This is a genomic window from Mycolicibacterium frederiksbergense (assembly GCF_012223425.1).
GTDB classification, from domain to species: domain Bacteria; phylum Actinomycetota; class Actinomycetes; order Mycobacteriales; family Mycobacteriaceae; genus Mycobacterium; species Mycobacterium frederiksbergense.
Window position 1 is genome coordinate 1,875,797 of the sequence record NZ_CP038799.1, and the last position, 22,494, is coordinate 1,898,290.

Genomic DNA, 22,494 nt, shown 5'->3' on the forward strand with positions numbered 1-22,494 from the left:
GGTCAGAACACCCGGATCCAGTCGACCAGCATCTCGGCCGGGTAGTTGCCGCCGGCGGGCTCGCGCCCACCGGATCCGCCGATGGCGATGTTGAACACCGGGGCCATGGTGAAGCCGGGATCGTTGAACGGCCAGTCCGGCAGCGAGTTCGACGCCACCGTGTAGAACGGTTCCATCCCCGGCTGATAGTCCTGCCAGAAGTACATGCCTTCGGGCTTCCACGTCATCCGCCAGGTGTGCCACGCACCGTCCACCGGATGCTTGAAGGTCTGGAACTGGCTGCCGTCCAACTTGGCGTGCACGGTCGTGCCAGAGGGCCAATCCCGGTTCCCGTACCACTCGAAGAGGTCGACCTCGCCGCCGCGCACGGGGTTGTCGTTGATCAGCCAGAAGGCGGGCCAGGCGCCATCGGTCAGGCAGTTGAGTTTGACGCGGGCCTCCCATGTGGTCCCGACCCCGCCACGCCAGTTACCGATGATCTTCGCGCTGGCGTACTTCTCCTGGATGTTCGCGCCCTCGCCGCGGGTGGCGCGGATGACGAGGTTGCCGTTGCCGTCCTGGAAGACATGCTCCTGGTCGGTGACGTAACGACCCATGTTGAAAGGCTTGTCCCATTCGACCGGGTTCCGGATGGTCTCTCGCTGCGGAACGATGAACCACGACCCGGGGTTCGGTGGCGAACCGGCCGGGCCGTTGAACTCGTCCTGGAAAAGGAACACCGGGGCCGCCGCTTCGGGGACCGGAGCCCCGGGCCCGGGAACCGGTCCTGGCGGGAAGTCACCGGGAACGGGCTCGGCATGGGCCGCCGGAGAGGGCAGCGCGGCAGCAGCCGCACCCAGTCCCAACATGAACAAGGCGCTGCGTCGATCAAAATCAGGCACAGCCGAACCATAAACGAGGTCGCACAGGTTTCGCTCGCAACCACGCGAACAGCGACCGCACAGCGGACGAAAAGGGAGCCCACATTTTCACCACGGGCTCGGCTAGCGTTTGCGACGGCAAACTATCGCATTCGACGCAGGAGTCACTAAAGGTATGGCCAACAAGGTGTTTCGACAGACCCTCACCACGGGCGTAGTTCTTGCCGGCGCCGGTGCCATCGCGCTGACCCCCGTGACCGTGACTCCGCAGATTCGTGCCGTCGCCGACACGCCGCGCGTCGTCAGCACCGATGTGATGCCGGCTGGGCTGTTCCAGGACCTGCAGCTCATCGGCAACGGCGCCCGCGCCGCGGTCGAACAGAGCATCGACGGCCTGGTGCGAAAGGTCCCCGACATCTGGTGGACCGTCGAGGAGCAGTGGCCCGACGCCGACCTGACCCACTGGAACTACGCCATGGTCGCCAACATGGTCTTTGCGCCGATCACGCCGCTGCTGATCGGGCCGCTCAACGATGCGGTCGCCGAGGCTGTGGCCCGCAACTTCCCGGTGCTCGGCGACCAGATTCGCCAGGTCCCCGAGCTCATCGAATACGCCTTCATCCGCCTTGTCGGGCCCCTGCTGAGCGCCATCGGGGGCGCCGGCCAGGCCCACTCCGAGATCTTCTACTCGATGACCACCTGGCGTATCGAGCCGTTCATCGAGGCGATCGTGAAGGCGCCGTTCCACGTGATCGACGGCCTGCTCTTCGGTGGCTACGGCGACCTCGGCCCGATCCTGCCCGGCACGGAAGGCCAGTACATCCCCGCGCCGGGCCTGTTCACGCCGTGGGGCCAGCCGCCACGGGTCCGCGATATCAAGACGCCGAACGACATCGTCACCACCACGGCCCCCGACGCCAACGCGAGCTTGGTCAGCCTGTCCACCGGCCGCGACGAGAGTGCCATCGGCACCGACACCGCGGTCACCGAAACCACCACCGACACCGTCGACGAAAACCCCGTGGACACCGCCGTCGAACCGGCCGTCGAGACCGTCACGCCCGACACCGAGACGGTCGTCGAGACGCCGGAGCCGGCCGAAACCGTAACCCCTGTCGCCGCCGACACCGAAGGCACCGACACCGAGGCTGATGTCGTCAGTGACCAGACGGAGACCACCAAGCCGGCCAAGCCCGCGAAAAAGGACCCGGCCGCCGGAATCCGGCAGGGCATCAAGGACTTTCGCGACAACGTCGGCCGTACCGTCAAGAAACTCACCGGTGGCGGGTCGTCATCGCGCTCGGACTCACAGTCGGGCAGCGACAAGAGCGAATCCACCAAGTCGGAGCCCGCCGGCCCCAAAAACTCGGAGTGACCCGGCACACGCTGTCGTCTGGATCGGTCGAGGTGGTCGACGATGGCGTCCGCGGTCGCCCGGTCGACTCATCCGCTGCAGAGTGAGCGAGTAGCGCACGTAATCCGCCGAAGCTGACCGCCGGTGTGAAGTTCTGCACCTGAACATGTTTCGGCGTTTCGGACCGGTGGTGCCGCCTGAGATTCAGCTCCGGCGAGGGATCTCAGCCGTGCCCAGCTTGCGGTTGACGACCATGAGCGTCCATGTGGCCGTCCGAGCTGTCACCGATGCCCTTGAAATTTCCCTTGCGCAGGGCCACGATTCGGCGTAGCATCGAACACAAGTTCGAATGCGACGTTGCTCCCATCTCCACCCGGTGAGCACAGACCGCGACTCCGGTCGCCGCGAGGTTCGACGGCTCCTGTGGGGGCTGTGTGGACCGTTGTGACTGATCGTGCCCCGTTGGGCACCTTCTGTGAAAGTCGGTATCCCTATGGACGCCACCCATCTCGACACGTTCATTGATGCGCTGATCGATGATCTTGCTGTTGCGCCGCCGCCCGATGACGATGCCGATCGCCGGCTGTGTCATCTGCTCGACAGTCCCCGCCGGATCGTTGATGAACAGCCGTTGCTGGCGGTGTTGGCGGCGGCGGTGACCTTACGCAATCTGTTCGATCATGTGATCGCCCAGGCCGTTGCGGCCGCGGAACGCGCCGGGATCCCCGCACGTAACCACCTGCGCACGGGCGCCGATCTGCTGACCAGTCTGGGTGTGGCACCCGGTGCGGCGCAGCGGGCGGCGCGGGTGGGGCGGGCCGCGCACACGATGCACGCGCTGACCGCGCAGCAGCGCCTGGGTGGGGTCGGTATCGAGTTCGCCGACGCGGTTGGCAAGGGAGTCGCGCATGTGTCGGGCAGGGTCGCGTTGTCCGAGGAAGACCGGGCCGCTGTCGTGACGACGTTGATGATTCAGACCACGCCCGCCGGTGTCGACAAGAAGGCCCGCGAGATCGCCATCGCGAAAGCCGCCACATCGCCGCAGGACGACGGGGCGGTGCCGGTCGCGGAGAACGCCGACCTCAACGACATGACCCTGGTGCAGACCGAGGACGGGCGGGTCAGTGCCGCTCTGGATCTCGACGCACTCACCGCAGAAGAACTGATGGCCGCGTTGGATCCGTTGTGCCGGCCGGTACCGCTGCCCGACGGGTCCCCGGATCCCCGCCCGGTCGGGCGGCGCCGCGCGGACGCGTTCGGGCAGATCATGCGCACCTACCTGTCGAGCTCGCAGCGCCCGATGAGCGGTGGCGTGCTCCCGCACGTCACCCTCATCCGCCCCGCCGCACCAGTGGGGTCCACAGCGGGGGCCGAGGGGTCTGTGGATTCACTGGGGTTCACCGGCCCGGTCAGCGCCAGCACCGCGGACCTGATTGCCTGCGACAGCACCCTGACCACGGTGCTCGTCGACCACTCGGGCATACCCCTGGACCTCGGGCGCGCCGAGCGACTGTTCACCCCGGCGCTGCGCAAAGCCCTGGGCATCCGCGACCGGGGCTGCGCATTCCCCGGCTGCGGCCGGCCCGTGTCCTGGTGCGACGCCCACCACATCACTCCCTGGAGCAGCGGAGGCCACACCAGCATCGACAACGGGGTGCTGCTGTGCCGACTGCACCACACCGCCATCCACCACGGCGGCTGGCAGGTCTACCTCGGCCCCGACCGCCACCCCTGGTTCACCCCACCGCACGACCCGGCCGAACCCGAACCGGCACACCTGCGATCCCACGCCCGACGCACCATGACCACCCTGCCCACCGCCGCATAGACCACGACTCAGCACCTTGAAAACTGAACAGAGAAAATCACCCGCACAGCGGGTCCGGCGGCAGCAGCACGCCGCCGGACCCGCCACCACGAACCGCACTGTGGTCGCGGAGTTCGCGCCAATCACGAAAGTTGCTGAAGAAAAACGTGATTCGTGAGAACACCAGGCCATGATCGATTCGAACGGGTAACTTCGAACCGTGACCACGCCGCTGCGAGCCATCGTCGTCGGCTCCGGAATCAGTGGGCTGACCACGGCCATCTCCCTGCTGGAAGCCGGCCACGAGGTGCGGATGGTGGCCGCCGAGGGCGCCATGTCCACAACCTCAGCTGTGGCGGCGGCGGTGTGGTTCCCGACCCACGTCGCACCGTGGGAGCGCGTATCAGGATGAACCGTCCTGGTCTGGATGGAGACCTCGGTTATGCCACCTCTGTTGTTGAGGCGACGGTGTGACGGTACCGGTCCTCGTACTCCGAGGGCGAGAGATAGCCCAGGGCCGAGTGCAGGCGGGTGGTGTTGTACCAATGCACCCAGGCGGCGGTTTCGCGTTCCACCTCGGCGCGCCCGGTCCAGGACTGGGCCCGATTGATCAACTCGGTCTTGTAGAGACCGATCGCTGATTCCATCAGTGCATTGTCCAAAGCATCACCGACCGAGCCGATCGATCCTGCGATTCCCGAGTCATGCAGAGCATCGGTGAAGGCCAGCGATGTGTACTGACTTCCGGCATCGGAGTGATGGATCAAACCCGTTGTCGTGAAACGGAAATCGGTTCTGCGACGGGTGAACACAGCCTGTTCGAGCACGCTGTGAACGAGCGGTGTCGCCTTGGTCGACATCACCCGCCACCCCAGAATTCGGCGTGAGTACACATCCACACAGAACGCGGTGTAGACGAACCCCGCCAAGGTCCAGGTGTAGGTGAAATCGGCCACCCACCATTGATCAGGCCGTCTCGGAGCACCCCACTGGCGGGCGATCAGATCGGGATGCCGCGGTGCGCCCGGATCAGCGGTCGTGGTCACCGTGGTGCGCCGCCGGCCACGAACGGCTCCGCTGATGCCGCAGATGCCCATCAGCCGGCTGACCTGGTCACGGCCCACATCATGGCCTGCATGTTTCATCGCGTGCCACATCTTGCGGACCCGTAAAGCCGCCGGTTGGACACAAACAACCGGTGCACGGTGTTGGCGGCGTGCGCCTCGGTCCAGGCAGTGTCGCTGACCGGGCCGCGGGCTTTGGCCGCGTAATAGGTGGACGGGGCGATCTTGACGCCGTAGCTGGTGAGCACGGTGCAGATCGGGTCGACCCCGAACTGGTGACGGTGGGCATCGATGTAATCGATGATCACCGAAGTCGGCGGTCGACCTCCGCCGCTGCGAAAAACGCTGTCGCCGTCTTGAGAATCTCATTGGCCCTGCGTAGCTCGGCGTTCTCTCGGCGCAACGACTTCAATTCCGCAGAAGAATCCACAGCCCCATCGACAACCGCCGAGTCGCTGCTGCCGTAGCGATTCTCTACCCAGTTGCGCAACGTAGCTTCATTGATTCCGAGGATCTCGCCGACATACCGGCGGGCCCCTCGCTTGGAATCCCCAGTCTGGGAAATCCGGTCCTGATACATCCGTACCGCCCGCTCACGGGTCTCTGGGTCAAACTTCCTCGGCGCAGCCACAACAACATCCTCCTGGTGCGTTCACGATCTCCACCAGCCCCAGGACGGTTCAGGATGGGGCGCACACACTTTCGACACACTCGCCGCACAGGCGGCGGCGCACGTGCCGGGGGTGGTCATGCGCGAGTCGCTGAGCCTCTATCGGGAACCGCCGGGCGAGCCCGCGTGGACGGTCGCCGTCGGCAAGGTCCGGCCCGCCGGGACACACGAGCTCCCGCCGGGCTACCCGTACGGGCTGCGCTACGCGGTGCCACTGGCGGAGATGCCCCGCTACCTGCCATGGCTGGACGCCCGATTCCGCAACCTCGGTGGCCGGGTGGTCCTGCGGGCGCTGCGGTCACTGGACGAGGTGGGCGACGGCGCCGACGTGGTGATCAACTGTGCCGGCCTCGGCGCGGGCGAACTGGTCGACGATCCCTCGGTGTACCCGGTGCGGGGTCAGATCCTGCGGGTGAGCAATCCCGGCCTGACGATGTCGGTCCGCGACGAGGGGCATCCGGACGGCCGCGCCTACGTGCATCCACGGAGCGACGACTGCATTGTGGGCGGCACCCTGGACGAGGGGCAATGGGACACCACGGTCGACCCCGCCGTCGGCGCGGCGATCCTGGCGCGGTGCGCCGACCTGGTGCCCGCGCTACGCGACGCCCGAGTGCTCGGGCACGCCGTCGGGCTGCGACCCGGGCGTCCGGCCGTCCGGCTCGAGGAGAGCGCGAGGTTGCGATCAGGCGCACGAGTGGTGCACAACTACGGACACGGCGGTTCGGGGATCACATTGTGCTGGGGCTGCGCCCGCGAGGTCACCGCGCTGGTCGGCTGACCATGCCGGACCTGATCAGCGGAAGTACTGCTCGCCACCGGACGGGTAGCCGCCACCGGTGGTGGTGACGTGCACGTGGTCGTAATGGCCGTAGCCGCCGGAGCCCGCCGCGCCGCTCGGGGTGTAGTACGTGCCGCGCCAGATGGCGTCCTGCATGCCGAATCGGGCAGCGTTCTTCATGACGTACGCGACGATCTGATTACCCAGCGCGACACCTTGTGCGGTTCCGGGGTTCGGGATCATCACGTCGAGCGCCAGGCCGTTGGGATGCCAGCGCAGCGCGTCCGGGCGCACGCCGCCGATGCTGCGGATCTCCGGGAACACCGCGCTGATGGCGCGGGCGGCCAGAATGGTCTTGACCTGCAGACCGTGTTCAGGTGCCACGCCCTTGGGCAGCAGCAGCGATCGGGTGTCCGCGCGCCACCTCGAAGCAGAGACGAGCTGCGCGGAGGCGACCTCGGGGGCGGCCACCAGGGCCGTCGGGTTCCAGCCGAAGGATGCGGGGGCGGCAATCACCTCGACGCCCAGCGCGGCGGCCTCGGCGGCCGCCACCACGGCCGGAGCAGCGACCCTGGCCCCCTGCTCGGGGGCGGTCCTCGACTGGATATCGCCACCGATGGAGAAGAGCACAGCGGCAGGCGCCACGATGGCGGCGAGCGCGGCAGACGACCGCAGTCGGCCGTGAGCCATTCCTTGACGCCGCATTCACCACACCTTCGAGTTCGCCGAGCTGACGTTCAGCAACCGCCGAGACCCGGCCGTTTGCTGGTCGTTACCTATCCGTGACTTAACCCGGGTGACTATAACCCGGCGTGTCGCAGCAGCTCAACTCTTTGTGAGATTGGTATGTGCAGGCCGAACGACGGCTGTCCGGCTATGGAGCGGCCGGCGCCGCCGGGTTGGGCACCTGGACGGGGATCGGGGGCAGCAAAGGAATGTTGATATACGTCGTCGTCATCGCCGGTGCCTGAGACACCGTGGTGACCTCCGCGGTGGTGGTCGGCAACGTGCTCGGCGGCGTGGTTGCGGTGGTCGTCCGCGGTGTCGTCGTCGTGGTGGTGGCGGTCGTGGTGGTGGTCGTGGACGGCGTCGTTGTCGTCGTCGTGGTCGTGGTGGTGGTCGTCGTGGTCGTGGTCGTGGTCGTGGTGGTGGTCGTCGTAGGCACCGTGGTGGTGGTGGTGGTGGTCGGCGCCACCGGCTGCGGAGCGACGGGCTCGGGCGGCGGAGGCGGTGCCGGCGGCGCCTCGGTCACCGTGACGATGGGCGGCGGCGGCTCGATCGCCGGCGGCGGCTCGGCAGGCGGTGGGGTGTACACCCCGGATACCGGCGCGGTCGACGGGGTCGGGGTGTCCGTTTCCGAGACACCGGTCAACGCGATCGCCACACCACCGAGCGCGACGACGGCCAGGATGCCCGCGGCAGCGAACACCGCCATCGGCAGCCGTGGTACGCCGCGCGGCTCGTGATCGTACTGGGCCGGAACATGTTGGGAGACAATGCGGGTCGACTCATCGCCGAGGTACGGGTTCGCCGCGCTGACCTCGGGGTAGTCTTCGGGGCCGGTGTAGGGCACCGGTTCGCCACCGCCGTCGTCATCCTGCGACCACGCCAGCGCCCGGAACGTCGAGGACCCGGACGGGTCCGGAATCACGATCGGCGGTGCCAGCCTGGTCGGGGCGTCAGCGCCCAGTGCCGGCGCCAGTCCGGTCTGCGCGCCGGCCTCGGCCGCACCGGCGGCGAACAGTGCCGCGCCGACAGCCGCGTCCAATGCGGGCTGTGGGGTGCTCACCACCGGCCTCTGGGTGTGCGCGGACAACTGCCGGGTGACCAGCGGAATGCTGGCGCCGCCGCCTGCGGTGGCGACCACCGACACGTCGGCCCAGCTGATCCTGTTGCGCTGCAACAGATTATCCAGCTCGTCGAGAACCTGCTGCAGCGGCTCGGCCAGCAGCGAATCCAATTCGGCGCGGGTCACCCGCACCACCGACCGGTACCCGGGCAGTTCCACCGGGATCTCGGTGGCCGTGGCCGCCGACAACCGCTCCTTGGCCTGCCGACACTCTTCACGCAGCGCGCCGAGCAGACCGACCGCGGCGGTCGCTCCCGGGTCGGCGTCCTCGATACCCGACAACACGTGGCCCAGTAACGCCTGGTCGATCAGGTCGCCGGAGAACTCGGCCACCCTGGTCGTCTCGTCGAGCGGTTCGAAGGCAGCGCCGGAATCGGCGAGCGTGACGCTGGTCCCACCGCCGCCCAGGTCCACCAGCACCACCGGACCACCGGTACTCAGCCCCGGGTTGGCGTGCAGCGAGGTGAGCGCCGCGACGGCATCGGACACCAGCCTCGGCGGTGTCCCGTTCGGGGAAAGCACCGGGTTGGATCGCAGGGTCGCGCGCAATGCCCGCAGCGTCGCAGCGTTCCAGTGCGCGGGAACCGCCACCGCGGCCTGGGCCGGCACGGCGCCGCCCACGACACCGACCATCGCCTCCAGCGCCTCAACCAACAGGTCATCGGCGGGATAGGACGAACCGTCCGAGGCCACCAACGGCACCGGATCCCCCACCCGGTCGACGAATCCGGTCAGCACCTGCCCCGGCCGACCGGACGGCACCCCGACTTCCGGCGCGCCCTGCACCGGAAGTGTCAGCACAGCGCGCCGCACCACGGGAAGGTCGCCGACACGTGCCGCGACCAGATTGGTCGTCCCGATGGACAACCCCAACGGGTCGGTCATTGGGCCCACCATAACGGTCGGCGAACCTTTCCGGCGAACGGACACTCCGCGAACGCATCGCTAGCTCGAATCATGTTCGGCCAACGTCATTTTGGATCAACTGTCGGCTCTGCCCAACCTTCGCAGGACCGCAGAACCCACCCCACCCATGACGATCAGGACGATCCCCACCGCCGTGGACACCGATTCCGATACCAAGCCCGCAATGCCGGTCACCAGTACGAACACCGGCAACCAGTCGACAGCGCCGAGCGCCGACGGCGCCGTCTCGCCCGCCTCGGGGGCGAACTTCGCGGTCGCGTAATCGGGATAGAACTCGGTGAACGACACCGCGAAGATGATCGCCCCGATCGGCACGATCCAGGCCGTCCAGAAGTTGTCGGCGTCGTGCAGCACCGCGCCACCGATCGCACCCGAGATCGCCGACACCGTGAACGCCAGCGCCCACATCGCCGAGATCACGTAGTTGATCCGGGTGAACAGCGGAGAATCCCAATGTTCGGCGGGTGTGCTGTCCTTGGCGTAGGCCAGCGTGAACGGGCGCCTGATCACCAATGTGCCCACCGCGAAGACGGCCAGCGCCACATTGCTCAGTTCCCCGGCCCACAGCTGGAGCCAATCGAGAGTGCTGTCCGGAGCAAACAGACCGATGGCTGCGAGGATGCCGAAGAACAACGCGGCGAAGGCTTCCAGCAGATGCACCTTCACCCCGCGGCGCCAGCCCACCCACATCGTCAGCAACGTCAGTCCGAGCGCAGCGGACGCGGCTTCTTCGAACCTGCCGGGACCGGCGACCAACGCAAACAGAATCCACGGCGCGATACCGGCGAACGGAGACCTGACGAAGCCATCCAAAAAGCGCATGGCTGGACCCTAAGACACCGGCGGCGACGCTGTGTTGTGATGTCGGGCATGGTCGACAACCTCGCAGAGATCGAAGCAATCAAAAAGGTCAAGTACCGCTACATGCGTGCGCTGGACACCAAACACTGGGACGACTTCGCCGACACCCTCACCGAGGACGTCATCGGCGACTACGGCGAGTCACTCGGCGAGGAGCATCACTTCACCGATCGCGCGACCCTCGTCGAGTTCATGCGGACCTCCATGCCGGCCGGCATCATCACCGAGCACAAGGTGACACATCCGGAGATCGAGATCGACGGTGACGAGGCCACTGGGATCTGGTACCTGCAGGACAAGGTCATCGCCCCCGAGTTCAACTTCATGCTCCTTGGTGCCGGCTTCTATCACGACACCTACCGGCGCACCCCCGACGGCTGGAAGATCAGCAAGACCGGCTACGACCGGACCTACGATGCGTCACTGTCCACCGAGACCCTGGGCTTCAAGGTGAAAGCCGGTCGCGCAGTTAAGATCTGACTACTTCGAAACGGCGATCAGGGCACCGGGACGCAGCCACCGGATGATCTTCACCAGGGCGGCGTCATCGATGGCGACGCAGCCCGCGGTCGCGCCGCCGTCGGTGCTGTGCAGGAAGAACGCACTGCCGGCACCGGGTACCCGGGCCTTGTTGACCCCCATCACCACGGCGTGCGCGTACTGCGGGATCTGCAGGTTCTCGGTGCCGGTGCCCTCGGTGGCAAAGGGGCACTCGGCCCGCCGACAGACCTGCATGGTGTTGTAGGTCGGGCTGTCGACATCACCGTCCCACCAGTGATCTGGCCCGACCTGCACGTAGGGCAGACCACCACCGGGGTTGGTCTCGGTGCCGAACGCGAAGTCCAGGGTGAACACCCCCATCGGCGTCTTCATCGAACCCTCGCGGATCTCCTGGGCCATACCGCTGGAACCAATGTGCGCGGGTATGCCCACCCCGATCGGGTTCCAGCCGGCGGCGGTGCGTTCCCACACATCGACCTTCGCTGTCGTGGGTCCTACGCCCACAACGGAAATGACCTGGGTGGCGTTGCCGACGGAGTTGACGAACCAGGGTGTCTCGGCGGCGTCGGCGACCGGTGCCGACGCGAACGTCAGCAAGAGCGCGCTCAACGCCGCGAGTAGTCGGCGCATCCGCCCATCGTCTGCACCACAGGTGGCCCAGGTCAAGTCAAGGTTTGGACACGGTGCTTTGTGCGTACTTTGTAACCATGGGACTTGGAACGGTCGACCGGCGGGTTTTCCTGGCCGTTGCAGAATCCGACAGCAAGGTGCTCGACACCGTGATGCCGCGGCTCACCGCGGCCGCCGACCACTCCAAATTGTGGTTCGCGATCGGTGCCGGACTGCTCGCGGCGGGCAGCCCGTCGATGCGGCGCGGCGCGGCGCGCGGGCTGCTCACGCTGTCGGTGACCAGCCTGGTGACCAACCAGGGCGCCAAGCGCATCTGGAAGAGGGACCGGCCGGACTTCGCGACGGTGCCCTTCGTGCGGCGGTCGCGGCGGATGCCGACGTCCAATTCGCTGCCGTCGGGGCATTCGGCCAGCGCGGCCGCCTTCGCCGTCGGCGTCGGCCTGGAGAACCGCACCCTGGGTGTCGGCCTCGGTGTGCTCGCCGGACTGGTCGGCCTGTCCCGGGTCGCCACCGGCGCGCACTATCCCGGCGATGTGCTGGCCGGATTCGGAATCGGCACGGCGATCGCGCTGGCCGGCGCCGGCGTCGTACCCACCATCGTTGCTCCCCCGATCACCTCCGGCGAACCGCACCGCTACGACACCAAGCCCCGGCCCGAGGGCGAAGGCGTGATCCTCGTGGTCAATCCGAACTCCGGCAGTGGCACCGGCGGCCGCATCATCGACGAGGTCCGCGAGGCGCTGCCCCGGGCCGAGATCGTCGAGGTCGGCGATGACGAGGACATCGAAGAGAAATTGCGCCAGGCCGCCGATCGGGCCGAGGTGCTGGCCGTCGGCGGCGGTGACGGCACCGTGTCCTGTGCGGCCGGCATCGCCATGGAGGCCGGGGTTCCGCTGGCGGTGTTCCCGGGCGGCACCTTCAACCATTTCGCCAAGGACATCGGCTGCGACACCGTGGCGGCCACCGTGGAGGCGCTGCGCAGCGGATCTGCCGCCTACGCCGACACCATCCAGTTCAACGACACCGACACCGTGGTCAACACCGCGAGTATCGGCGCCTACCCGAAATTCGTCCGCATCCGGGAAAAGCTCGAACACAAGATGGGCAAACCCCTGGCCGGCGCCTACGCGCTGTACCGCACCCTGAGCAGCGATGCTGCGGTGCGCATCCGGTACGACAACAAGACCGTGCAGACATCGCTGTTCTTCTTGGGCAATTCGCTGTACTCGCCATCGGGTTTCGCCCCATCGCGCCGGGTCCGGATGGATGACGGCCTGATCGACGTCCGGATCCTGGAGACCGGGCGCAAATTCGCCACGGTGCGCATCCTCGCCGCGCTGGCGACGGGCAGGCTCGTGCACAGCCCGCTCTACCATGAGCTGCTGGTACCCGAGTTCAGCTTCACCGCGGTGGACGGCCCCACCCAGATCGCCCACGACGGCGAGGTGGAAATCGTCTGCCAGGAAGCGACTTTCAAGAATCGGTATCGGTCGTTGCCGGTGTTTCGTCCGCTGCCCTGAGCCGCCGGTTGGTGAGGACCGGCAGGCACACCAGCGCCCACAGGTAGCCCAGCGCCCAGCCTGCCAGGACATCGGAGGGGTGGTGCACGTTGAGCACCACCCGTCCGGCACCGACCGCGATGACGATCGCCACACCGATCACGATGGATACGGTGCGCCATCGTCCGCGCAGCCAGGGTGAGGCGGCGAACACCATCGCCGTCACCGCAACCGCCGTCCCGAGTGCGTGACCTGACGGGAAGGCCAAGGAATGTTCGGCCACCAGCGCGGTGTCCGGGCGTGGCCGTGACACAACCGCTTTCGCGAACATCACGATGAGCGCGGAAAACTCCATCGTCGACGCCAGGTACAACACCACCTGGTACCTGTCCGGGCGACGTCCCATCAACAGGTACACGATCCAGATCAGGGCGACAAGCCGGAAGACCGCCGGGTGGAACACCGTGCACAGCACGTCCCACGCGGTCACCCACCCCGGATGCGCGAGGCCGTAGCGGTACAGCGGCTCCAGCACCGCCCAGTCGGCGTTCTCCATCCACTCCCAGCGCGCGAGCACCCCGACCGTGGCGAACAGGAACACCGCGGCGGCCGGTATCGCGCCGGCCAGCAGGGCCGGGTGACGCAGCGAAAGTTTGGACGGCAACGGTGCTCCCTACGACGGTGATCGACCTGCGGCCGAGCATAGGTGTCTCACCGGCCCGCACGGTTGCCGGTATCGTGCGGAACATGGCGGTGTTCCTGCGCAAACTGCTGCGCATCGGCAAACTACCCAGCGAGCTGCGCGAGGTTGTCGAGTCCGAGGGTGTCATCCACCTCGCCGAGTACGTGCCGGTCACCAGGCGCTTCACCGGCAAGGTGCCCGGAAAGCGTTCGGTCGGCAGCGTCACCAGCTACTCCGGATCGCTGGTGTTCACCTCCCAGCGTGTTCTCGGCACACTGTCCACCGTCCCCAAGCTCGCCGGACGCGCCATCGACCTGCGATGGGACGCACCGCAATCGGGTCCGGTGATCGCCGACATCTCCTCGGCCGGCCTGGTCATCAACCTCGATGTCGCGCAGGTCGACCCGCGGTGCTCGGGTCAGCTTTCCCTGCATTACAAAGAGCCGTTGAGCGACGATGTGCTGGCACGCCTGCCGCGCCGGTCGCTGGCCTACGACGTGCCCCCGGAGTTCATCTTCCGCGCCGTCGGGGTGCCGTACCACCCGTGACCATCAGCTACGACGAACATCTGCGGGAACGGATCCGGGCCAACCTCGCCGGCCATGACCGCCGCACGTTCACCGACACCACCAAGCGGCGCGCCGCCGTCGCGGTGACCCTGGTGGATTCCCACCTCGGCGAGGACCGGGTGGATCCGGCGCCGGTCGAGGACTGGATCGCCGGGCGGCCCATGCCCGACGCCCTGGATGGCCGGATGGTGGACGTCTCCGGTGGTGCCGCTTTCCTGTTGTGCCGCAGGTCGTCCCGCCTCAACTCGCACGCCGCACAGTGGGCGCTGCCGGGCGGGCGTCTCGATCCCGGCGAGTCCTCCGTCGACGCCGCGCTGCGCGAACTGCACGAAGAGGTCGGCATCGATCTGCCGGGCAGCTCGGTACTGGGCCTGCTCGACGACTACCCCACCCGCTCCGGCTACGTCATCACACCGGTGGTGCTGTGGGGCGGCGGCCGGCTGGATCTGCACCCATCCCCCGATGAGGTGGTCGCCGTCTACCGGGTCGGCCTGCACCAGTTGCAGCGCGAGGATTCCCCGCGCTTCATCACCATCCCGGAGAGCCCACGGCCGGTGGTGCAGATCCCGTTGGGCAATGACCTGATCCACGCGCCGACGGGCGCGGTGCTGCTCCAATTGCGCTGGCTCGGGTTGGAGGGCAGCGGCGAGGCCGTCGACGAACTCGAGCAGCCGGTGTTCGCCTGGAAGTGACGTGTCACCGAACCCGGGCGACCACAAAGATGCGCCGAAACGGGAAGAAGGTGTGCCCGTCGGCACGCACCGGGTAGGCCCGCGCCAGTTCCGGGATGATCGCCCGCCGGTACTGCTGCCACGCCTGCTCGGTCAGCCGTTCCTTCACCTGGGTCAGCGCGGTCCCGGTGATCCAGTCCAGAACCGGCGTCTCCCCCTGTAACTCGTGCACATAGGTGGTCTCCCAGGCATCCACGACGCAGCCGGCATCGGTCAGCAACCCGGCGTACTCAGCCGGAGTGCCGACCACATCGGCGTCCCGCCAAGGCATCTCGCGCAGCGCTTCGGCGAACGGCGCACGGCGGGCCACCGCGCGCACCGCCGCGTGCGAGGGCGCGTCGAAGTTTCCCGGCACCTGGAACGCGATCCATGAGCCGGGCGCCAGTTGCCCGGCCCAGCGCACCACCAACTCACGGTGTTCGGGCACCCACTGCAGCGCCGCGTTGGAGATGACGACATCGGTATCGGGCTCCGGTGACCACTCGGCGATCCCACCGAGGCGCACATCCAGACCGCGCCCGGCGGCCGCGCCCACCATCTCCGGCGAGGAATCCCAGCCCTGCACCACGGCGTCGGGCCAACGCCCGCTCAGCGTCTCGGTGAGGTTGCCGGGTCCGCAGCCCAGATCGGCCACCCGGCGGGGCTGCCGGGCTGCCACCCGGTTCACCAGATCGAAGAACGGCCGGCCCCGGTGGTCGGCGAAGGCCAGGTAGGTGTCGGGATTCCACATGCTGTCATCATCGACGGTGATGGATGAGGCAACAACGGTTCGACGCATCTGGGAGTCCCTGGGGCTACCCGGGATCATCGACGTACACACCCACTTCATGCCGAAGAACGTGATGGACAAGGTCTGGCTGTATTTCGACAGCGCCGGGCCGCTGGTGGGTCGGGAATGGCCGATCACCTATCGCGCCGACGAGAACGATCGGCTGCGCACCCTGCGGGCGTTCGGCGTGCAGGCGTTCACGTCGCTGGTGTATCCACACAAACCGCAGATGGCGGTCTGGCTCAACCAGTGGGCGGCGCAGTTTGCCGCTGCGACCCCGGATTGTCTGTCGACGGCGACCTTTTATCCCGAACCCGGTGCCGCCCGCTATGTCGCCGAGGCCGTCGAGGCAGGTGCCCGGGTCTTCAAGGCCCATGTCCAGGTCGGCGCCTACGACCCGACCGATCCCCTGCTCGACGCCGTCTGGGGCCTGCTCGCCGACACCGGAACGCCGGTCGTCATCCACTGTGGCTCGGGCCCCGCACCCGGCACGTTCACCGGTCCCGGCCCGATCGAGGCCGTGCTGGCCCGCCATCCGCGGCTCCGGCTGATCGTGGCGCACATGGGCATGCCGGAGTATGAGCCCTTCCTGGACATCTGCGAGCGCCATGCCGGCGTCCATCTGGACACCACGATGGCCTTCACGGGTTTCGCCGAGGAGACCATGCCGTTCCCGCCCGGGGCATACCCGAGGCTGCATGATCTGGGCGACCGCATCCTGTTCGGCAGCGATTTCCCGAACATCCCGTACCGCTACACCCACGCGATGACGGTGCTCACCGAACTGCCCGGCGTCGACGACGACTGGCTGCGCGGGGTGTTCCATCGTAATGCGGCCGAACTGTTCGGTTTACAGATAGCCGACTGACTGACACGTGTCGATCAGCCGGGCTACCATCGGCGGGCCGTAGTGAGAAGGGTTACCGCGTGACCGAAACCGATTCTGCACCCGTAGATCCCCCGATCCCGGTGCCCGACGTTCCCGGCGCCGACGCCACCGCGCGGGGCCTGCCGCGACGCAGCGATCTCACGGTGGCACAGCGGATGGTCGTGGACGCCTCGGCCGTCGCCGATCTGGGCCTGCGCACCGCCGTCGCCGGCATCGTCGGCGCGGCGATGCTGCCGCGGCTCGCCGGCGCCGCACTGCGCCCGAACCGGGTACCCGATGCGGACGCCGCACTCGATTTCTACATCGACCTTGCCGCGCACAAGGATCCGCTGCTGTCGTTCCCCGCGCCGACCGCTCCGCCGCGGGTATCGACGCGACCGGCCAACCAGCTGGCGTCCTGGATCGCGCACGGATCGGTGTACAACATCGAGTTCGCCAGCAGCTTCCAGGCCGTCAATCCCGCGCTGCGCGCACAACGCGGCGCCTACGCCCGCAACAACGTCGTGCACGCGCAGCACTGGGTGCACGGTGACGGGCCGCGTCCGACGCTGTGCCTGATCCACGGCTTCATGGGGTCGGCGTACCTGTTCAACGGATTGTTCTTCTCGCTGCCGTGGTTCTTCAAGTCCGGCTACGACGTGCTGCTCTACACCCTGCCGTTCCACGGCCGGCGCGCCGAGGCGAACTCGCCCTACAGCGGGTACGGCTACTTCGCCGACGGGATGACCGGGTTCGCCGAGGCGATGGCTCAGGCGGTGCACGACTTCCGTTCGGTGGTCGACTATCTGGAGTCCACCGGGGTGGATCGCATCGCGCTGACCGGGATGTCGCTGGGCGGCTACACCGCCGCACTGATCGCCGGGGTCGACGACCGGATCCAGGCCGTCATCCCGAACGTGCCGGTGGTGACGCCGGAAGCGGCGTTCGACGACTGGTTCCCGGCCAATATGCTGGTGCGCCTGGGGAACCGGCTCACCGGTGTGGACAAGGCCAAGTCCGACGCGGCGACACTGTTCCACTCACCGCTGAACTACCCGGCGCTGGTGCCCAAGGACCGTCGGCTGATCATCGCCGGGCTCGGTGACAAGCTGGCGCCGCCGCAGCAGGCCGAGATCCTGTGGCGGCATTGGGATCGGTGCGCGTTCCACTGGTTCCCGGGCAACCATGTACTGCACGTCAGCCAACCGGACTATCTGCGGCGGATGACGCGCTTCCTGCGGCCGTTCATGTTCTGACGCCCGCCCCCGTCGGCCAGCGGATCTCGGCGGCCAGACCCGGCTCGGCCGGCTGGTGCCCGCCGATGCGCCGTGCCGACAGCGGGTCCAGCGCGTCGAGCACCGTGCGCTGGCGACCGCCCAGGGTGCCCAGCCCGGAAATCGGCGCACCAGACCCGGGTCGCTCGGGGGTGCGTACCGCGCAGACCGCGGCCACCGTACCGGGACCGAATTCCACTGCGGTCCAGATCTCCTCGGACGGATGCGCCCAGACCGCGGCCAGCGCCGCCGGCAACGAGGCCGTCGGCATGCGGTAGGCGGTCAGGAACCCGGTGCCGTCGGTGATGGCACGCCAGGTTTCCTTGGCCTCGCCGGAGACCGGACGCGGGGCGACCTCCAGGACCGATACCGTCCATCCATTCTCACGGAGGTGGTCGGCCAGTCGCCGGCCGAGCACCTCGGCGGTTTCCTGCAACGGGATCCGCGCCGAACGGGCCTGCAGCGCGGACAGATTCTGCGCGGCATCAACGGTGAGGGTGACCCAGGTCCGGCGCTCCCCTGCACGGTCGCGGCTGGTGATCCGGACCTTGTCACAGCGCAACCCGTACCGGTCGGTGTAGCCGGCGATCAGCTCCACCGGGAGCTCATCGGATGCCGGTTCGTCGAGGCGTAGCAGCACCGTGGCGGTGCCTGCGTCCTCGCCGGCAGCACTCTCGGAATGGTTGCCACGCCAGATGGACCACCGCCGCGCCAGCTTGGTGGTCGCGAAATCTCCACGCCACCAAGCGAACAGCAGGATCACGACGGTGACCGCGACACCGAGAATCCAGCGCTGGGTCGGCGTCTCGTAGGGATATGCCAGCGCGGCGGGAACGATGAACAGCAGCGCCAGGGCGAGTCGGGCCGTCATGCGGCTTTGTCCTTCCGTCGGTGTGCGGCGATCGCGGCGGTCACGATGGCGGCCAATGCGAGCACCCCGGTGCCGATGTATGCGACGGTCCGTGGTGTGGAGTTCTGTGGTGCCGGTTCCGGCGGCGCCGCAACGGGTCTGGTGGGCTCGGCCGGGCTGCCCGGCCCGGGCACATCCCAGGTCAGGGCGGCCACCGGATCGATGGTGCCCGCGCCCACCAGCGAGGACGGTGAGCGGTCCGCGCCGCGCGCGGTGCTGGTGAGCCTGCGCACCACCTGTTCAGCGCTCAGCTCGGGGAAACGACTGCGCACCAGGGCCGCAACGCCGGACACATAGGCCGCCGCATAGCTGGTGCCGCTGACCGGCGCCAGTTCGCCCTTCTCGTTGGGCTGCCCGTTGGCCAGCCCGCCGTCGGGGTTGTTGCTCACCGAGGCGATGTTCTCCCCGGGCGCTGCCAGGCCGAGCCACGGCCCGGACATGCTGAACGGCGCGGGCTGACCACCCGGGTTCAGGGCCCCGACCGACAGCACGTAGGGCTGCCACCACGACGGCGTCGACACCGAGGTGACCCCGGCCCAGTTGCGCGGATCATCGGGCCGGGCCGGATCGGTCAAGGGGTTTGCCGCACAGGCGGTTCCGCCGGCGATACCGCCACCGGTGTTGCCGGCCGCGGCAATGATCACCACGTCCTTCTCGACGGCGGCATAGCGCAGGGCGGCACCGAGCGCGCTCTGATCGATCGGGGTGTTCGCCGGGACGCAGGCCACCGACGAGATGTTGATGATGCGGGCGCCGAGGTCGGCGGCGCGTACCACGGCCCGCGCCAGCGTGGCGATATCGTTGCTGGCCTCCACGATCACCGGGTCCTGGCCCGGCTGGTTCGGCGAGAACTTCTCCGAGGTCTGCCGGATGGCCAACAGCTGTGCCCCCGGCGCGACACCGGAGAAGCCGTCCGCGCCCGGCTGGCCGGCGATGAGTCCGGCGACCATGGTCCCGTGTCCGTCGCAGTCGGTCAGCCCGTCGGTGCCGGCCACGAAATCGCCGCCGGGCTCGACGTTGGGCAGCCGCGGCCCCGGTTGCACGCCGGTGTCGATCACGGCGACGGTCTGGCCGTCACCGCGACTGTGCCGCCAGGCCTCGGCGAGGTCCAGCGTCAGCTGATTCGGGCTGACGACACCGGGATCGGTGCCCGGGATGACCCCGGTGACCGTGCAGGCACCGCGCTGCGTCATGGTCTGCACGGGGCCGGCGGCACCAGAGGGGGGTGCGGTGTCGGGGTCCACCTCGGGCGGGGTGATCGCGCCCGCTGCCGGGCAGCCCACGGCTGCGACCGCGAGAACCGCTGCCAGCATGGCGGTTCCCCGGCGCAGCAGCTGTGCTGTCACCTGTTCAGCACCCACTCGAACAGGCCGACCAGATAGGCGGCCACCGGGATGACCGAGGCGTCGACCGCGGAACTGGCGAAGCCGAACAGCCGGCGCGCGGGCAGCGAGTAGGTGTCCGGGGAAGCGATCCGCGGGTTCAGCGCCACCACGATCCAGACGACGGTCACGGCCACCAGTGCAGCCAGCGCCCACCAGGCCGCCGCGTAACGCTCGGTGAGCGCGAAGTTCACCAGCAGCGCGGCGGGCAGCAGGAAGGACTGGCTCAGCAGCCACGCCTTGCACGGGGTCGAATCCCACACCCGGGCACGCAGAGTGGTGCCCAGCGTCGCGGCGATCACCAGCACCCAGGCCCACGGGGAGGCGCCCGCGGAGCCGACGAGGATCAGCGAGCCGGCCACCGACAGCAGGACACCGGCAGCCAGGAATCCGGTCTGGTGCGCGTCGGTGACGCGGATGCGGCGCGGCAGATCTTCGAGGACACGCAACGGCTGCGCCGACGGGGTCGGATCGCCGGGGGCCGGAATGGTCGGGACGGGCAGCCGTGCCCACAGCGCCGACAGCCGCGCGGCCTGCACGGTCACCAGCAGGGCGAAGACGATGAGGCCGGATCCGGTGCGGATATCGGTCATGTCCCAGATGGTGGCCAGCACGGCGAACAGCAGCACGCCGAGTCCCAGCACCGTCGATGCGGTGAAGGTGGCGATGGCGCGTTCGAAGACGACGATGCTGATCACCGACCACGCGGCCACACCGGCGGCGGCCAAGAGCAGCTGCGCGGCTCCGAAATCGCCGGGCACGGCCAACGCGAAGACCGCGGCGACCGGGGCCAGGGCGGTGAGAGCCAGCGCGGTGCCCAGACCCGGGAACCGGGCGCGGGTGGCGAACGAGGCGGTCGCGGTCACCGCGGCGATACCGGCCACGGCGAACAATCCGGCCGAGTGCCCGGTGACGACCCGGGCGGCCGTCGCGAGCGCGGTGCCCAGCAGGATCATGGCCAGCACGGCGAGCGCGGCGGCGCGCTGGATCTGCGCCGGGCCCCAGGGCCGTTCGCGTGCGGCGGAGAAGATGACGGCGGCATCGGCGATGTCCTCGATGATGCGCGGGGCGGCCGGGCCGTTCGGGATGGCCTGCAGCGCCAGCAGATCACCGTCGACGACGCCGACGGTGTCCAATGTCGCGTCCAGGCTGAACGGTGCGCCGCCGATCGGGGCCAGGCTCAGCCGCGCCGGGGCGCCCTCGGGGGCGTCTGCGGTCGGCAGCACCGTGCGCTGCACGGCCGGGATGATCTCGCGCAGCGGCAGTTCGGCGGGCAGCGCCATCTCGGTGAGCCGCCCGGCGCCGTCGGCGCCGTCCCCGGCGGCCAGCACGGCCACCCGCACGATCGGCATCACAGTGTTGTCGGGCATCGGTCTTCCGTTCTCTGGTCGAAATCTCGGTTCTGAAGCGCGCCGGGAAACCACGATCCGTGCGGCAGTGTTGCGATAAGTCTGTCGACCGCGGCGGCGATGGTCGCCGCGGTTCCGGGTGCGAACGTGGACACCCATTCGCCGTCGAAGGCTTTCGAAGGGCTCACCAGGATGCGGCCGGCCTCGGAGTCGACGACGCTGACGCCGACCTCGGTGCTCACCCGGTGACCGTCGCGGTGTTCGCCTGCGACGATCTCCACGTAGCTCCGCCTGCCGGTGAACACCGCCTCCACCACCGGCCGCGCCGAGGCCGGAATGGCCAGGTATTCAAGCACTTCGGTCAGATCGGCCCCGTCGCGCAGCTTCTCGTCGGCACGGGCCCCGGCGCGGACGGGTACGGTGAAATCATCGAAGGACGCCGCGCGCCGCCCGGCCAGGCCGGCCACCAGCACCGGGACCAGGTCGTTCGGGTGCAGCAGTTCCATCGCGGTGAAGGTCACCAGTCCGCCGCTGCGCAGCACGACCACGGAGGTCTCGTCGTGTCGCGCGACCAGACCGCGCAGCATATCGCCGTGCGCCCCCACGATTCGTAACTCGAGCCACTGCCGCGCGCGGCAGGTCCGCTGAATCCACTGGGCGACAGCCGGGTTGATGACCCCGCTGCCGGACATCACTCCCAGCCCGGTCAGCTCGGCGGCACGGTCGGCCGCGAACTGCCCGGCGGCCGCCGGCTCGCTGTAAGGCGGCGTGATCGCCAGCACCCACGGAAACGAGCCGCAGCCCAACTCTTCTGCAATGAACCACGCCTGCTCGACGGTCAGCTCGACCGCATTAGCAGCCATCTATCCCCATTTGGCGCCCTCTGCCCGGTCCCGGGCATTCATCGACATGGTATTGGTCTCATGGGTGCTCGCCATCGCCTGGTACGCACGCACCAGTTCGGTCATGCTGGCGTTCCACTGGGCCTGCCAGGCCTGGTAGGTCATACCGGTGTCGCCCTGCCAGGCGCCCGACAGCGCGGCCTGCTCGGCGGCGATATCCGCACCGACGGCGTTCAGAGCGCCTGCGAAACCGTTCATCTCGGCCGACAGCGCGAGCATGGCCGGGTAGTTGTACATGATCTGCGACATGTGAAT

At 68.3% G+C, this 22,494-nt stretch carries 22 protein-coding genes, 1 pseudogene and 1 other annotated feature; of the genes and pseudogenes, 10 read left to right on the forward strand and 13 right to left on the reverse strand.

Annotated elements, in window-relative coordinates; all coding sequences use genetic code 11:
• Positions 1-2: 2 nt before the first annotated feature.
• The gene (locus tag EXE63_RS12055) at positions 3-848 is read right to left on the reverse strand and encodes a glycoside hydrolase family 16 protein (protein WP_168145538.1); all 846 of its coding nucleotides are present in this window, start codon (positions 846-848) and stop codon (positions 3-5) included.
• Between the two features lie 187 nt (positions 849-1,035).
• On the opposite strand from EXE63_RS12055, the gene EXE63_RS12060 reads away from it, so the two are divergent.
• The 3 genes from EXE63_RS12060 (at position 1,036) to EXE63_RS12070 (ending at position 4,433) form a co-directional block, all read left to right on the forward strand.
• Entirely contained in the window at positions 1,036-2,235 is a 1,200-nt protein-coding gene (locus EXE63_RS12060; RefSeq protein WP_168142160.1) for a hypothetical protein, read from the forward strand.
• A 472-nt stretch (positions 2,236-2,707) separates the two neighbouring features.
• Entirely contained in the window at positions 2,708-4,042 is a 1,335-nt protein-coding gene (locus EXE63_RS12065; RefSeq protein WP_168142161.1) for an HNH endonuclease signature motif containing protein, read from the forward strand.
• A gap of 199 nt (positions 4,043-4,241) precedes the next feature.
• Positions 4,242-4,433, forward strand: coding sequence for an FAD-dependent oxidoreductase (locus tag EXE63_RS12070; protein WP_168142162.1), 192 nt, complete (start codon positions 4,242-4,244; stop codon positions 4,431-4,433).
• Positions 4,434-4,461: 28 nt separating this feature from the next.
• Here the strand turns inward: EXE63_RS12070 and EXE63_RS12075 are convergent.
• Positions 4,462-5,716 (reverse strand): annotated as a pseudogene (locus EXE63_RS12075) (IS3 family transposase).
• Positions 5,301-5,432: a sequence feature (AL1L pseudoknot), on the reverse strand. Its footprint overlaps the pseudogene before it by 132 nt.
• A gap of 118 nt (positions 5,717-5,834) precedes the next feature.
• Here EXE63_RS12075 and EXE63_RS12080 point away from each other — a divergent pair.
• A complete protein-coding gene (locus EXE63_RS12080) occupies positions 5,835-6,536 on the forward strand; it encodes an FAD-dependent oxidoreductase (RefSeq protein WP_168142163.1) in 702 nt (233 codons plus the stop codon).
• 15 nt (positions 6,537-6,551) lie between these two features.
• Here EXE63_RS12080 and EXE63_RS12085 read toward each other — a convergent pair whose 3' ends face one another.
• The 3 genes from EXE63_RS12085 to EXE63_RS12095 form a co-directional block, all read right to left on the reverse strand.
• The gene (locus EXE63_RS12085; RefSeq protein WP_168142164.1) at positions 6,552-7,241 is read right to left on the reverse strand and encodes a VldE C-terminal domain-containing protein; all 690 of its coding nucleotides are present in this window, start codon (positions 7,239-7,241) and stop codon (positions 6,552-6,554) included.
• A gap of 169 nt (positions 7,242-7,410) precedes the next feature.
• Complete coding sequence (locus EXE63_RS12090) at positions 7,411-9,270, reverse strand: Hsp70 family protein (RefSeq protein WP_168142165.1); 1,860 nt, start codon at positions 9,268-9,270, stop codon at positions 7,411-7,413.
• A gap of 96 nt (positions 9,271-9,366) precedes the next feature.
• Positions 9,367-10,134 (reverse strand): DUF3159 domain-containing protein, encoded by a 768-nt coding sequence (locus EXE63_RS12095; protein WP_210000466.1) that lies wholly within the window; start codon positions 10,132-10,134, stop codon positions 9,367-9,369.
• Between the two features lie 39 nt (positions 10,135-10,173).
• Here EXE63_RS12095 and EXE63_RS12100 point away from each other — a divergent pair, with 39 nt between their 5' ends.
• Positions 10,174-10,653, forward strand: a complete 480-nt coding sequence (locus EXE63_RS12100; protein ID WP_168142166.1) for a nuclear transport factor 2 family protein — start codon at positions 10,174-10,176, stop codon at positions 10,651-10,653.
• Here EXE63_RS12100 and EXE63_RS12105 read toward each other — a convergent pair whose 3' ends face one another.
• Complete coding sequence (locus EXE63_RS12105) at positions 10,654-11,304, reverse strand: L,D-transpeptidase family protein (RefSeq protein WP_168142167.1); 651 nt, start codon at positions 11,302-11,304, stop codon at positions 10,654-10,656.
• Positions 11,305-11,381: 77 nt separating this feature from the next.
• Here EXE63_RS12105 and EXE63_RS12110 point away from each other — a divergent pair, with 77 nt between their 5' ends.
• Positions 11,382-12,824 carry a bifunctional phosphatase PAP2/diacylglycerol kinase family protein gene (locus tag EXE63_RS12110; RefSeq protein WP_168142168.1) on the forward strand — a complete coding sequence of 481 codons (1,443 nt, stop codon included), beginning with the start codon at positions 11,382-11,384 and terminating at the stop codon, positions 12,822-12,824.
• Here the strand turns inward: EXE63_RS12110 and EXE63_RS12115 are convergent.
• Positions 12,778-13,467 (reverse strand): phosphatase PAP2 family protein, encoded by a 690-nt coding sequence (locus tag EXE63_RS12115; RefSeq protein WP_234904463.1) that lies wholly within the window; start codon positions 13,465-13,467, stop codon positions 12,778-12,780. The genes EXE63_RS12110 and EXE63_RS12115 overlap by 47 nt on opposite strands.
• An 83-nt stretch (positions 13,468-13,550) precedes the next feature.
• On the opposite strand from EXE63_RS12115, the gene EXE63_RS12120 reads away from it, so the two are divergent.
• Positions 13,551-14,033 (forward strand): hypothetical protein, encoded by a 483-nt coding sequence (locus EXE63_RS12120; RefSeq protein WP_168142169.1) that lies wholly within the window; start codon positions 13,551-13,553, stop codon positions 14,031-14,033.
• The gene (locus tag EXE63_RS12125; RefSeq protein ID WP_168142170.1) at positions 14,030-14,746 is read left to right on the forward strand and encodes an NUDIX hydrolase; all 717 of its coding nucleotides are present in this window, start codon (positions 14,030-14,032) and stop codon (positions 14,744-14,746) included. Before EXE63_RS12120 ends, EXE63_RS12125 begins: the two co-directional genes overlap by 4 nt.
• 4 nt (positions 14,747-14,750) lie before the next feature.
• Here the strand turns inward: EXE63_RS12125 and EXE63_RS12130 are convergent, their stop codons facing one another.
• Positions 14,751-15,515 carry a trans-aconitate 2-methyltransferase gene (locus EXE63_RS12130; RefSeq protein ID WP_168145541.1) on the reverse strand — a complete coding sequence of 255 codons (765 nt, stop codon included), beginning with the start codon at positions 15,513-15,515 and terminating at the stop codon, positions 14,751-14,753.
• A gap of 19 nt (positions 15,516-15,534) precedes the next feature.
• On the opposite strand from EXE63_RS12130, the gene EXE63_RS12135 reads away from it, so the two are divergent.
• Positions 15,535-16,422, forward strand: coding sequence for an amidohydrolase family protein (locus EXE63_RS12135; protein WP_168142171.1), 888 nt, complete (start codon positions 15,535-15,537; stop codon positions 16,420-16,422).
• Between the two features lie 59 nt (positions 16,423-16,481).
• Positions 16,482-17,678 (forward strand): alpha/beta hydrolase family protein, encoded by a 1,197-nt coding sequence (locus tag EXE63_RS12140; protein WP_168142172.1) that lies wholly within the window; start codon positions 16,482-16,484, stop codon positions 17,676-17,678.
• Here EXE63_RS12140 and eccE read toward each other — a convergent pair.
• The 5 genes from eccE to EXE63_RS12165 are packed head-to-tail and all read right to left on the reverse strand — an operon-like array spanning position 17,668 to position 22,488.
• Positions 17,668-18,567: a type VII secretion protein EccE gene (eccE, locus tag EXE63_RS12145; RefSeq protein ID WP_168142173.1), complete on the reverse strand. Its 900-nt coding sequence runs from the start codon at positions 18,565-18,567 to the stop codon at positions 17,668-17,670. The genes EXE63_RS12140 and eccE overlap by 11 nt on opposite strands.
• The gene (gene mycP, locus EXE63_RS12150; RefSeq protein ID WP_272955814.1) at positions 18,564-19,919 is read right to left on the reverse strand and encodes a type VII secretion-associated serine protease mycosin; all 1,356 of its coding nucleotides are present in this window, start codon (positions 19,917-19,919) and stop codon (positions 18,564-18,566) included. Before mycP ends, eccE begins: the two co-directional genes overlap by 4 nt.
• Positions 19,920-19,948: 29 nt before the next feature.
• Positions 19,949-21,358, reverse strand: coding sequence for a type VII secretion integral membrane protein EccD (eccD, locus tag EXE63_RS12155; RefSeq protein ID WP_168142174.1), 1,410 nt, complete (start codon positions 21,356-21,358; stop codon positions 19,949-19,951).
• On the reverse strand, positions 21,340-22,200 hold the full coding sequence (locus tag EXE63_RS12160; protein WP_168142175.1) for an ESX secretion-associated protein EspG: 861 nt from the start codon (positions 22,198-22,200) through the stop codon (positions 21,340-21,342). Before EXE63_RS12160 ends, eccD begins: the two co-directional genes overlap by 19 nt.
• Positions 22,201-22,488, reverse strand: coding sequence for a WXG100 family type VII secretion target (locus tag EXE63_RS12165; RefSeq protein ID WP_057170423.1), 288 nt, complete (start codon positions 22,486-22,488; stop codon positions 22,201-22,203).
• Positions 22,489-22,494: the final 6 nt, after the last annotated feature.

Coding starts and splice junctions, on each gene's coding strand:
- EXE63_RS12055 (WP_168145538.1), bottom strand. CDS start 848: ATGTTGGGACTGGGTGCGGCTGCTGCCGCGCTGCCCTCTCCGGCGGCC.
- EXE63_RS12060 (WP_168142160.1), top strand. CDS start 1,036: ATGGCCAACAAGGTGTTTCGACAGACCCTCACCACGGGCGTAGTTCTT.
- EXE63_RS12065 (WP_168142161.1), top strand. CDS start 2,708: ATGGACGCCACCCATCTCGACACGTTCATTGATGCGCTGATCGATGAT.
- EXE63_RS12080 (WP_168142163.1), top strand. CDS start 5,835: ATGCGCGAGTCGCTGAGCCTCTATCGGGAACCGCCGGGCGAGCCCGCG.
- EXE63_RS12085 (WP_168142164.1), bottom strand. CDS start 7,241: ATGCGGCGTCAAGGAATGGCTCACGGCCGACTGCGGTCGTCTGCCGCG.
- EXE63_RS12090 (WP_168142165.1), bottom strand. CDS start 9,270: ATGACCGACCCGTTGGGGTTGTCCATCGGGACGACCAATCTGGTCGCG.
- EXE63_RS12095 (WP_210000466.1), bottom strand. CDS start 10,134: ATGCGCTTTTTGGATGGCTTCGTCAGGTCTCCGTTCGCCGGTATCGCG.
- EXE63_RS12100 (WP_168142166.1), top strand. CDS start 10,174: ATGTCGGGCATGGTCGACAACCTCGCAGAGATCGAAGCAATCAAAAAG.
- EXE63_RS12105 (WP_168142167.1), bottom strand. CDS start 11,304: ATGCGCCGACTACTCGCGGCGTTGAGCGCGCTCTTGCTGACGTTCGCG.
- EXE63_RS12110 (WP_168142168.1), top strand. CDS start 11,382: ATGGGACTTGGAACGGTCGACCGGCGGGTTTTCCTGGCCGTTGCAGAA.
- EXE63_RS12120 (WP_168142169.1), top strand. CDS start 13,551: ATGGCGGTGTTCCTGCGCAAACTGCTGCGCATCGGCAAACTACCCAGC.
- EXE63_RS12130 (WP_168145541.1), bottom strand. CDS start 15,515: ATGTGGAATCCCGACACCTACCTGGCCTTCGCCGACCACCGGGGCCGG.
- EXE63_RS12135 (WP_168142171.1), top strand. CDS start 15,535: ATGGATGAGGCAACAACGGTTCGACGCATCTGGGAGTCCCTGGGGCTA.
- eccE (WP_168142173.1), bottom strand. CDS start 18,567: ATGACGGCCCGACTCGCCCTGGCGCTGCTGTTCATCGTTCCCGCCGCG.
- mycP (WP_272955814.1), bottom strand. CDS start 19,919: ATGCTGGCAGCGGTTCTCGCGGTCGCAGCCGTGGGCTGCCCGGCAGCG.
- eccD (WP_168142174.1), bottom strand. CDS start 21,358: ATGCCCGACAACACTGTGATGCCGATCGTGCGGGTGGCCGTGCTGGCC.
- EXE63_RS12160 (WP_168142175.1), bottom strand. CDS start 22,200: ATGGCTGCTAATGCGGTCGAGCTGACCGTCGAGCAGGCGTGGTTCATT.
- EXE63_RS12165 (WP_057170423.1), bottom strand. CDS start 22,488: ATGTCGCAGATCATGTACAACTACCCGGCCATGCTCGCGCTGTCGGCC.